We start from the raw sequence: 11,638 nt of genomic DNA, 5'->3' as shown, positions 1-11,638 counted from the left end.
ATAAATCATATCGCAAACGTTGCGGAGTGCGGCTTATAGCCGCCGTAGCAACATCAGTTTAGAATCCCCCGATTTTCAATCGGGGGAGATGTCAATTCACTATTTTTGTTATAAAGTTTAGTCATTTTTATTTCCGATTCCAGTCCCCTCTCCTTTATAAGGAGAGGGTTAGGGTGAGGTTATTGTCTAGCCTACAAGATAATAACCTCACCCCGCCCTTCGGGCACCCCTCTCCTTGGTAAGGAGAGGGGAAAGATTAGGCGCTGAAGTATTTTGCTAGTGGGTGATAAGCAATAATCGCAGTGGTAGACTGTTCTGGATAAAGTTGTTCACTTTCATCCATATACAAGTTAATTCTGTCAGTCTGCAATAACTCCAGTTGCTTATACTGGTCTTGGATATTCGGGCAAGCTGGATACCCAAAACTATACCGTGAGCCACGATAGCGCTGTGCCAATATATCCCGAATATTGTCGGGTTCTTCAGCAGTAAAACCTAACTCCCGGCGAATTCTGGCGTGTGTCCACTCAGCTATCGCCTCCGCCACCTGCACGGCCATACCGTGGAAATACAGATAATCTGTATATTGATTCTCAGCAAACAGCTTTTGAGCAAACTCTGTTGCAATTTCACCCACAGTCACCGCCTGCATCGGGAAAACATCAATAATTCCCGACTCCTTCGGTGCAAAGTAATCTGCTATGCACAGCCGCCTTAAAGACTTCTGTCTGGGAAACTCGAAGGTTGCAACCTGTTGTGATTGCTTCTCTGAGTCATATATATGTAGAGAATTCCCCTCAGCTTGACAAGGGAAATAACCATAAATCACCTGCGGGTGCAACAGATTCTCTTCAATAATTCGCTGTTTCCAAGTTTCTAAAACTGGGTAAACTTTCTCAGCTAAGAAAGCCTGATATTCTTCCTTAGATTGCTCTTTTGGTTTGCGGAATTGCCACTGTCCAGCTATTAAAGCTTGTAAATCCAAGTGCCAGAATATTTCCTCGATGGGAATATCACTAGGCTGCAATAACTTGGTTCCCCAGAAAGGCGGTGTCGGACGTTCAATATCTATCGCCACAGCATCAGAACGTCTCGTATCTACTTCTTTTGGTTCAGCAGATGTTGTTTTTTCAGCAGTTGTAGTTACTGATTCTTTGTGACCATTTGTCGGAACTTCAGGAGTTTCGACTTCATTCAAAAATCCCTGCAAATCTTCCCAGTTTCCAGAGGCCTTTGCTGGCATTAATTTATCCATGAAGTGCAAGTCAGAAAAGGCATCTTTGCCATAAACAACTTTACCTTTGTAGGTTTTTTGGCAATCTTCATACACAAATTTGGGAGTCAGCGCCGCACCACCTAATATCACGGGGACACTAATTCCCTTTTCGTTGAATATCTCCAAGTTCTCTTTCATGAAGGCGGTGGATTTTACCAGCAAACCACTCATGGCAATACAATCAGCTTTGTGCTGTTCGTAAGCTTTGATAATGTTTTCCACCGGCTGTTTAATTCCCAGGTTAATCACCTTGTAACCGTTGTTGGATAAGATAATATCCACCAAGTTTTTACCAATGTCGTGGACATCGCCTTTCACTGTGGCAATGATAAAGCTTCCCTTACCATTGTTGCCAGATTCAGATTTTTCCATGAACGGTTCTAAATACGCTACTGCCGCTTTCATGGTTTCCGCAGATTGCAAGACGAAGGGTAACTGCATTTGTCCAGAACCGAATAATTCGCCGACAACTTTCATCCCATCTAGCAGGAAGGTGTTGATAATTTCTAAGGGGGGATATTCTTCTAAAGCTTTTGTGAGATGTTCTTCTAAGCCAATGCGTTCGCCGTCGATGATATGGCGTTTGAGACGTTCTGGGATGGGAAGACTTTCATCTAAGGAGCGATCGCGTTTTGTCGTTACCCCGGCAAATACTGTGGTAAGCTCTCCCAAGGGATCATAAACGCAGACGTTACCCTCAAACTTGCGATCGTCATAAATCAACTGGCGACAGATTTCTTGATGGCGTTCCTCAATCTTCGAGAGTGGTAAAATTTTGTTAGCGCTGACAATGGCTGCATCCATTCCTGCCGTCGTCGCCTCGTGCAAAAACACTGAGTTTAGCACCATTCGTGAGGCTGGATTTAAACCAAAGGAAATATTGGAAACACCCAAAATCACATGGCATCCAGGCAATTCTTGACGAATCCGCCGGATAGATTCAATTGTGGCCTTACCGTTTTCTCGGTCTTCTTCAATCCCGGTGGAAATTGGTAACGCTAGAGTATCAAAGAATATTTCTGTGGCAGGTATGCCATATTCTACTGCTTGACGGTAAGCGCGTTGTGCGATCGCAAACTTTTTGTCTGCTGTCCGCGCCATCCCATCTTCATCGATAGTACCAATGACTACACCAGCACCGTACTTTTTCGCTAACTCCAGCACTTTCAAAAAGCGCGGTTCCCCATCTTCGTAGTTGGTGGAATTCAGCAAACACTTACCACCGGCAACTTTTAAACCTGCCTCCATTTTTTCCCATTCGGTGGAGTCAAGCATTAAAGGCAATGTCACATTATTCACAATGCGCGAAACTAATTCGTGCATATCCCGCACGCCGTCGCGTCCCACATAATCCACGTTGACATCGAGGATGTGTGCGCCTTCTTTTACTTGCGCCCTCGCCATTGAAACCAGTCCATCCCAATCTTCCGCATTTAGCAAATCGCGGCACTTTTTGGAACCACTGGCGTTGAGACGTTCACCAACAATCAAGAAAGAATTATCTTGGTCGTAGGGCTGAGTAGTGTAAATTGATGCTGCTGCGGGTTCTAAACTTGGGTGTCTAACTTTTGGCTTCAGGTCTTTAGCAAGTTCTGCCAATTGTTGAATGTGTTCTGGACGCGTCCCACAGCAACCCCCGATCACTTGGACACCCAAATCTTCAACAAAATGCATCAATGACATCCGTAATTCCAACGGTGTCAGGCGGTAGTGCGCTTGACCACCGACGTTTTCAGGTAAACCGGCGTTGGGAATACAGGAAACGATGAAAGGTGAATGTTCTGCCAGATACTTGATATGTGGTTTCATCAAGTCTGGGCCTGTAGCGCAGTTTAGACCGAGAATATCTATTGGGTAATGTTCCAGAATTGTCACCACCGCGCTGATTTCTGAACCTACCAACATTGTGCCCATGCTTTCCATTGTCACAGACACCATCAACGGCCGGCGATCGCCCTTCTTAACAAACACTTCTTCAATCCCATTCAGCGCCGCCTTAATTTGCAGCACATCTTGGCAAGTCTCCACCAGAAATAAATCGACACCACCATCCCACAGCGCTTCTGCTTGTTCAGCAAAAGTCGCTTTCATGGTGTCAAAGTCAATATGTCCCAAGGTAGGGAGTTTCGTTGTGGGGCCGATGGAACCAGCCACAAACCGGGGTTTTTCTGGCGTGGAAAATTCCGCAGCCACACGCTTGGCCAATTCTGCGGCTGTCTTGCTGAGGTAGTAGGCTTGGTCTGCCAAGTCATATTCTGCCAGCACCAGAGACGTACTGCCAAAGGTATCGGTTTCAATGACATCTGCACCAGCAGCGAGAAAGTCACGGTGAACCTTAGCAACAGCTTCGGGTTTCGTGTGGACTAAGTATTCGTTACAACCTTCATACTGTGGGCCGCCGAAGTCTTCAGCAGTCAGGTTTTGCGTTTGTAAGTTGGTTCCCATCGCCCCGTCGAAAACGAGGACTGGTCTATCTGGACTACGCAGGCGTTCAAGGAAAGGATGAGTCATATTTTCCTAGAGGAATTTGGGTCAGCCGGATAATATTCGACTTACTTTATTATTTTCCAAAATTATGATATTTTTGGCACCTTTTAATAAAGTCTGTTTTACTGAAACTCACCATTGGCTCGTTTTGACCTGATTTCTCAAGATTGGCGATGACAGAATTATGCAAAAGCGTCCTCATATCATGTCGCTTGATTGCTTAATTAAACTCCAAGAACCCCACCCCGCCAAAGCTGCGCTTTATTTCCCCTCCCCGCAAGCCTGTACACACAAGTCTGAAATAGCTGATTAACCAAGGTTTTACCCCACCCTAACCCTCCCCGATATATTGGGGAGGGAACAAAATTTCCTATTTCCCCCCAATATATCGGGGGGATTAAGGGGGGTAATTCACTCAGGAACCTAACGCAACCTACTTTGGAGTTATTTTTTAGGCAAAACCTACGCAGTATTGACACAGGTGGGGTTTCATTGATTCTACACATAGTCAGATGAAATATTTTCGCCAAGTTTCTTATCTTAGGATCACAGCTTAGAGTTGTTACTCCGTTCAGCTCAAAGATGGAAAAAACACCAGGAGTATAACTTGAGTCTTACTATGGATTTAAATTCTTTGTTCAATCTAAATACATTTATTGAATTATTACTGGGGATTAGTTTGAGCGCGGCGGCTGGCTTTCGAGTATTTGTACCACTGCTAGCATTGAGTGTGGCTTCAGTTTTTGGACATTTAGATTTGCCGACTAACTTTGATTGGCTGGAAACACCTCAAGCTGTAATTGTGTTTGCAGTCGCTTGTTTGCTGGAAATTATCGGTTATTACATTCCTTGGTTGGATCATCTGCTGGATATTGTTGCCACACCTGCGGCATTTATCACTGGGACAATCGTAACAGCATCTGTTGCTCCAGAGATGAATCCATTGGCGCAATGGACGTTAGCTTTAATTGCTGGTGGTGGAACCGCAGGATTAACTCAGGGATTAACGAATATATTGCGGATAAGTTCTACAGGCGTTTCAGGTGGATTAACCAATCCTGTTGTGTCAACCATTGAGTTGGTCATCGCAATCGGACTGTCTTTGCTGGCGCTAGCTTTACCAGTGGTAGCAGGAGTGATTGTGATTGTTTTTCTAATAATAGCTATTCCAAGAATCTGGAATTTATTCTTGAATAAACCATCTTCTCAAACTAACGAAACCGTCTCTCCATCAAGAGAATTGGGATAAGTACTTATGGATTTGTTTCATAGCTGCGTCACCGAATAGCCCGTCGTAGACATCGCTATTATAGGTTGTAGTCGTAGCGACTCTCAAAGATAAAAACCTCAGCGATACGATCGCTGAGGTTCTAGAAGACTGAGCAAATAAATGGAAGAAATTCAAAAGGGCGGCAATTCTTTAAGAATCGTAAACCGAATATGATTAATCGCCAAATCACCAATGGGGATATCTTCTTTGGTTAGCCGCGCACCTTGACTTGTCACAGTTTCAAAGGTGATACCTTTGCCAATTTCAATGTGATACCAGCATAAGCCCATAAAAAAGCGCGTCGGATAAGGCCCACCTTCACCGATATCGTCAGGATTTGATTCCATTGGCAACCAGCCAAAATTCGGGACGTAGAACTCCAGCCAAACATGATTAAAGTCGGGTTGCAGAGGTACTCCTTGTAAGTCACTATGGGGAGGACATTTGTACCTACCGACGGTGCGGCAGGGGATGCCATTTAAACGGGATAGGGCAAGTAAAACGCCGACATATTCGCCACAGGAACCAACGCCCCGTTCTAAAACTATATCTGGCGCGTCAATGTAAGGTTTGATACCGTAGGATAACTTGTCATAGACGTAGTTGCGGATGCTATGCATTTTCCGCAGCACATTGGTTTCAGTACCAATCGCTTCTCTGGCGGCACGGCGAACAATGGGAGTATCCATTGCTAAATCGTCGTCATCCACTAAGTAGCGTGTTTGTAATTCTGGGGAGAGTTCCGGTATGTTTTCCACATTTCTGGGTGTGATGCGATACTTAATCCCTCGAACTTCCAAAAGTGCTTTCCAGCCAAATATATGCCGTTCTCCTGGGGCAAGAGAATCAAATTTAAAGACTGCTACACGTTGCCCCTCGATCACTTCTTCGGTAAAGGGTATACCAATGGGTTCAACGTGTTTCACCTTTTGACGCTCAGTTTCGGATGGTAGGGCGATGCGCCATTCTACTTCAGGTAAATTAACCTCGTCTAAGGGAGCGATTTCTTCAGCATAGGACATTTCAATGAGATAGCCATTCGAGAGAGCGTAGCGCTGATCTGGCTGGTAATGATAATACAAAGGGTGAATAAAAGTGCGATCGCGGAATGTTAGCTCATGACTCGGATCAGCATTGGGGTTATCCCGAATATAAGCTTCCTCTGAGGCGTAGGCGACGTAAATACTTTCTTTGCCTGTTTCGCCATTTTTATGGATTGCTATGCCTGTGGGACATTCAAAGGGTGTTAGAACACTAAATTGAAGTTCTCCTGTGGCCTTATCCATCGCGTAAACTGATTGTTCGGTGCGATCGCAAATCCACAGCATTTCCTGACTCACTGCCAAATTCTCTATCCCAACCCCTGGGGCATGAAATCTGGTAATCTCTTTTCGGGTTTCGCGGTCAAAAATCAGAATGTAGCCCAGCCTTTGGCAACTGACATAAACTGCTGTTTCCCAAACAGCAACGCCGTCAGCCGGATAAGGCAATGTTACAAAATGTTCCAGACCCAAAGCATTGAGCTTGCAGAAGTAAACACTATTTTCTCGGCTGACCCACAGGGTATCTGACCACGCCGCTAGACCAGTGGCATCGGTAAATTCTTTAACTTGATGGGGATTGAGAATTTTGCTGTTGTCAGAGGTGGGATCAATCTCCAGTAGATGCCCTTTAATACTGTCAATGGCAATCAGTCTATCTTGAATGAAAGTAATACCACACAGGCTAGCAGCAGTAAGCGGTCGAATTGTTTTTTGCCCAAACATCTGGCTGGCGTGGCTTGCGGTCAAAGTGGGGAGTGCAAAACTCATAAAACCTTGTGGGAAGTGTAAAAACCCCTCGCCTTTAGGTCTACAGTGTACACACAAGTCTCTCTTGAAGCAATTTACGCTTTATCGAATAGTCCAAAGAAACCTCACCCTGGTTTTGCTACGCAAAACCTGTCCCTCTCCTTGGTAAGGAGAGGGATGTCTGTCAGGACTATTTGAGGTTTTTGTTTTGGGTAATTCGATGACTTGTGTGTACACCGTAGCACCTTTAGGTAGGGAAGGAAACATGACTCAAACGGTTTTAACCGCCGTTAAGCCAATTGCTTGATACGGAATTGCCACGTTTAGAGCGGGGTACTGATAATTATCGGTACAATTTGTTCCGAAAAACTCTTTCGTGAGAAATAATACTATGTTAAAAGAGTCAGAATTTACAAATGTTAAGAATTACATATATGGGAATCATATTTGATTTTTGTTCGCGCAGCGTGGCGTAGCCATAATTATTTGCGTAGACAGGGAGTAGGGAGTGGGGAGTGGGCTTGCCGTGAGCGTAGCCGAATGGGAGTGGGGAAGAAGTCTTTTCGGGGTGTACTGATTTTTTTCAAAAATCAAATACTAGTCCTATAGATTCATCCAACTGAGCGATCGCCTTAATGTAACTTTAGGAAATGGAATTCTTGCCATCACTAAATTATGATCGAATTTTGTAACCATTTGCTGTGACCTACACGATGTCTGCTAATTCTCTGCCTGAAGGTGCCGCAGTTTGGCATAGTTTAGAAGTTGATAAAGCGCTAGACCTGCTCGATAGCAATGCAGATAGTGGCTTAAGACCCCAAGAAATTCAACAGAGATTGCAAAAATACGGCCCCAACGAATTAGAAGAAACTGCTGGCCGTAAAGCTTGGGAAATTCTGCTGGATCAGTTCAAGAACATTATGTTATTGATGCTGATTGGCGTAGCTCTGATTTCTGGGTTGATAGACCTGTGGGGTTGGCGAACGGGCACCTTGAAACCTGGTGAAGTGCCATTTAAAGATACGATCGCCATCTTAGCAATTGTCATCCTCAATGGCATACTCGGCTACGTCCAAGAAAGCCGTGCCGAAAAAGCATTGGCAGCCCTGAAAAAACTCACCTCTCCCTTAGTGCGGGTGATCCGCGACGCTAGACAGGAGGAAATAGCAGCCAAGGAACTAGTTCCAGGGGATGTAATGCTGCTGGAAGCTGGGATGCAGATCGCCGCAGATGGACGCTTGATAGAACAGTCGAATTTGCAAATACGAGAGTCGGCGCTGACGGGTGAAGCCCATGCTGTAAATAAACAGGCATCACTAAAATTGCCGGCAGAAACAGATTTAGGCGATCGCTTAAATGTCGTCTTTCAAGGAACTGAAGTAGTCCTTGGACGAGGCAAAGTTCTGGTGACTAACACCGGAATGACGACAGAACTAGGCAAAATTGCCACCATGTTGCAGTCGGTGGAAAATGAACCTACACCGTTACAGCAGCGAATGACTCAACTGGGTAACGTTCTAGTTACGGGTTCTTTAATTCTCGTGGCGATCGTCGTTGTCGGCGGTGTGATCAAAGACGGCGGTTTTAAAAACATCCAAGAACTCTTGGAAGTTTCTTTGAGTATGGCGGTTGCTGTGGTGCCAGAAGGTTTACCAGCTGTAATTACCGTCACTCTGGCACTGGGAACCCAGCGAATGGTGCGCCAGAATGCCTTGATTCGCAAACTGCCAGCAGTGGAAACATTGGGTTCTGTAACTACCATCTGTTCTGATAAAACCGGCACCCTGACTCAAAATAAAATGGTGGTGCAATCGGTTTCCACTAATAACAAAACTTTTGGCGTCACTGGCGAAGGTTATACTCCCACAGGGGATTTTCAGTTAAATGGTCAAAAAATTTCCCTAGAGGAGTCTCCAGAAATCTCAGCGTTGTCAGTCGCCTGTGCCGTTTGTAATGATTCGGTGTTGCAAAAAGAACAAGGGGAATGGGCGATTTTGGGAGATCCCACAGAAGGGGCATTGTTAACACTGGCAGGAAAAGCTGGAATCGAAAAAGACCAGTGGAACAGTAAGTTACCCAGAGTTAGGGAGTTTCCCTTTTCCTCGGAACGCAAGCGGATGAGCGTGATTTTTCAGGTGCAGCAAGTCGCCACAGGTGAAGCATCTTCGAGAGGCGTTGACCCAGCGATCGCCAGTTTATTACAATCTGAACCTTACTTAATGTTTACCAAAGGTTCTCCAGAGTTAATCTTGGCACGTTCCGCTCAGATTCATTTGGGTAATGACACAGCCCCCTTGACTGAAGAACAACGCCAGAAAATTTTGGCGGAAAATGACCAAATGGCGAGTAAAGGTTTGCGGGTGCTAGGTTTTGCTTACAAACCCCTCACACAGATCCCACCGGAAGGTTCAGATGAGACATCCGAGCAAAATTTGGTATGGCTGGGATTGGTAGGAATGCTAGATGCGCCACGCCCAGAGGTGAGGTTAGCAGTCCAAGAGTGTCGGAATGCAGGTATTCGCCCAGTGATGATTACTGGCGACCACCAATTAACAGCACGAGCGATCGCTACCGATTTGGGAATTGCCCAAGAAGGCGATCGCGTCCTCACAGGTCAAGAATTGCAACGGATGACTGACCAGGAATTAGAGCAAAATGTTGACCTGGTGAGCATCTATGCCAGGGTTTCCCCAGAACACAAACTGCGAATTGTCCAAGCACTGCAACGCCGAGGCCGATTTGTCGCAATGACGGGCGATGGTGTCAACGATGCCCCAGCCCTCAAACAAGCCGATATCGGGATTGCGATGGGCATTACTGGCACCGATGTTAGTAAAGAAGCCAGTGACATGGTATTACTTGATGACAACTTCGCCACCATTGTCAGCGCCACCAAGGAAGGTAGAGTTGTTTACACCAATATCCGCCGCTTTATTAAATACATCCTCGGCAGTAACATTGGTGAAGTTCTCACAATTGCCGCCGCACCTTTAATTGGTTTAGGAGGCGTTCCCCTTACCCCCTTACAAATTCTCTGGATGAATTTGGTGACAGACGGTTTACCAGCCTTGGCATTAGCTGTGGAACCTCCAGAACCAGATGTAATGCAACGTCCACCTTTTAGTCCCCGCGAAAGTATTTTCGCTAGGGGATTGGGTTCTTATATGATTCGCATTGGGATAATATTTGCCATTCTCACCATTACCTTAATGTGGTGGGCTTATCAACATACCCATGCCCCAGACTATCAGGGCGATCGCGATGCTTGGAAAACAATGGTATTTACAACCTTGTGTATCGCCCAAATGGGTCATGCGATCGCTATTCGCTCCAACAACCGACTGACGATCGAGATGAATCCCTTCTCTAATATCTTTGTACTAGCGGCGGTTGTCGTCACCACGATTTTGCAGTTAATGCTAGTTTACGTCCCACCCCTGCGAGATTTCTTTGGTACTCACTACCTGAATCTGCAAGAATTGGGGGTTTGTATTGGCTTCAGTGCCTTAATGTTTGTGTGGATTGAAGCGGAGAAGATATTTCTGCGGATTATGGGCAAAAAGGCCGTGTAAATGGGGTATTGGGCATTGGGCATGGGGCATGGGGCATTGGTTATTAATTCTTCTCCCTCACTCCCTCATCTCCCTCATCCCCCCACTCCCCACTCCCTACTCCCCACTTCCCACTATGTACCTCAAAACTCTAAACCTCCGACAATTTCGCAATTATCAAGACCAAAAGGTTGAGTTTACTGCTGCCAAAACAATTTTGGTAGGTAATAACGCTCAGGGAAAGTCGAATTTGTTGGAGGCGGTGGAGTTGCTGGCGACATTGCGATCGCACCGAATGACCCGCGATCGCGATTTAGTTCAAGAAGGGGAAGCCATAGCCCAAATTAATGCCACCCTTGAGCGACAAACAGGTGTTAGTGACCTTACCTTAACCCTCCGCCGCAATGGTCGCCGTAGTGTTGCTCTCAATGGCGAATCTATCCGCCGTCAAATGGATTTTCTCGGCGTTCTCAATGCAGTCCAATTTTCCAGCTTGGATTTAGAACTGGTACGCGGCGGCCCTGAAGGTCGCCGCAACTGGTTAGATACACTCTTAATTCAACTTGAACCAGTTTATGCTCACATTTTGCAGCAGTATAACCATGTATTGCGCCAGCGCAATGCTTTTTTAAAACGCCATGTAGAGACGTTGGATGCAACGTCTCTACACTCAGAACTAGCTGTGTGGGATGCACAGTTAGCCACCACAGGAACCAGGGTAATTAGACGACGCGATCGCGCCATCCAAAGATTAGCTCCTATTGCTACCGCTTGGCACGCCAGCATCAGTGGCAGTACAGAAATTCTGCAAATCAAGTACCTGCCTAATATTCCTTTAGAGGATAACCATCCAGAAGAAGTGCAGCAAGCTTTTTTAGCAAAAATTCAGCAGCGAGCGATCGCTGAGATGCACCAAGGCACTACCCTTGTCGGTCCCCATCGAGACGAAATAGAATTAACTATTAACCAGACACCCGCTCGTCAATACGGTTCTCAAGGTCAACAACGAACGCTGGTTCTAGCCTTAAAATTAGCAGAATTACAATTAATTGAAGAAGTCGTCAAAGAGCCACCATTGCTATTACTTGATGATGTTCTTGCCGAACTAGATTTATCCCGCCAAAATCAATTGCTTGATGCTATTCAAGATCGTTTTCAAACCCTGATTACTACTACTCACTTGGGTTCTTTTGATTCCCAGTGGTTGAAGTCTTCCCAAATTCTGTTTGTGAAAGCAGGAGAAATAATCCCAAATTATTAAAAT

The 11,638-nt window shown here is 45.6% G+C and carries 5 protein-coding genes; 3 read left to right on the top strand and 2 right to left on the bottom strand.

What is annotated here, in order from left to right; translation table 11 throughout:
• Positions 1–256 precede the first annotated feature (256 nt).
• On the bottom strand, positions 257–3,787 hold the full coding sequence (gene metH, locus V7L05_RS32760) for a methionine synthase (protein WP_335170446.1): 3,531 nt from the start codon (positions 3,785–3,787) through the stop codon (positions 257–259).
• Between the two features lie 595 nt (positions 3,788–4,382).
• Here metH and V7L05_RS32755 point away from each other — a divergent pair.
• Positions 4,383–5,012: a DUF4126 domain-containing protein gene (locus tag V7L05_RS32755; protein WP_335170445.1), complete on the top strand. Its 630-nt coding sequence runs from the start codon at positions 4,383–4,385 to the stop codon at positions 5,010–5,012.
• Positions 5,013–5,164: 152 nt separating this feature from the next.
• Here V7L05_RS32755 and V7L05_RS32750 read toward each other — a convergent pair whose 3' ends face one another.
• Positions 5,165–6,844, bottom strand: coding sequence for a transglutaminase family protein (locus tag V7L05_RS32750; RefSeq protein ID WP_335170444.1), 1,680 nt, complete (start codon positions 6,842–6,844; stop codon positions 5,165–5,167).
• Positions 6,845–7,536: 692 nt separating this feature from the next.
• Here V7L05_RS32750 and V7L05_RS32745 point away from each other — a divergent pair.
• Together V7L05_RS32745 and recF are read left to right on the top strand one after the other, a co-directional pair.
• The gene (locus V7L05_RS32745; protein ID WP_335170442.1) at positions 7,537–10,395 is read left to right on the top strand and encodes a cation-translocating P-type ATPase; all 2,859 of its coding nucleotides are present in this window, start codon (positions 7,537–7,539) and stop codon (positions 10,393–10,395) included.
• 115 nt (positions 10,396–10,510) lie between these two features.
• Positions 10,511–11,635, top strand: a complete 1,125-nt coding sequence (gene recF, locus V7L05_RS32740; RefSeq protein WP_335170452.1) for a DNA replication/repair protein RecF — start codon at positions 10,511–10,513, stop codon at positions 11,633–11,635.
• Positions 11,636–11,638: the final 3 nt, after the last annotated feature.

Source organism: Nostoc sp. (assembly GCF_036917755.1).
GTDB lineage: Bacteria > Cyanobacteriota > Cyanobacteriia > Cyanobacteriales > Nostocaceae > Nostoc.
This window is presented reverse-complemented; position numbering and strand designations above follow the sequence as displayed.

Bases quoted from the DNA above. Each gene is read 5' to 3' on its own strand.
- V7L05_RS32750 (WP_335170444.1), bottom strand. From the start codon at position 6,844: ATGAGTTTTGCACTCCCCACTTTGACCGCAAGCCACGCCAGCCAGATG.
- metH (WP_335170446.1), bottom strand. From the start codon at position 3,787: ATGACTCATCCTTTCCTTGAACGCCTGCGTAGTCCAGATAGACCAGTC.
- V7L05_RS32745 (WP_335170442.1), top strand. From the start codon at position 7,537: ATGTCTGCTAATTCTCTGCCTGAAGGTGCCGCAGTTTGGCATAGTTTA.
- recF (WP_335170452.1), top strand. From the start codon at position 10,511: ATGTACCTCAAAACTCTAAACCTCCGACAATTTCGCAATTATCAAGAC.
- V7L05_RS32755 (WP_335170445.1), top strand. From the start codon at position 4,383: ATGGATTTAAATTCTTTGTTCAATCTAAATACATTTATTGAATTATTA.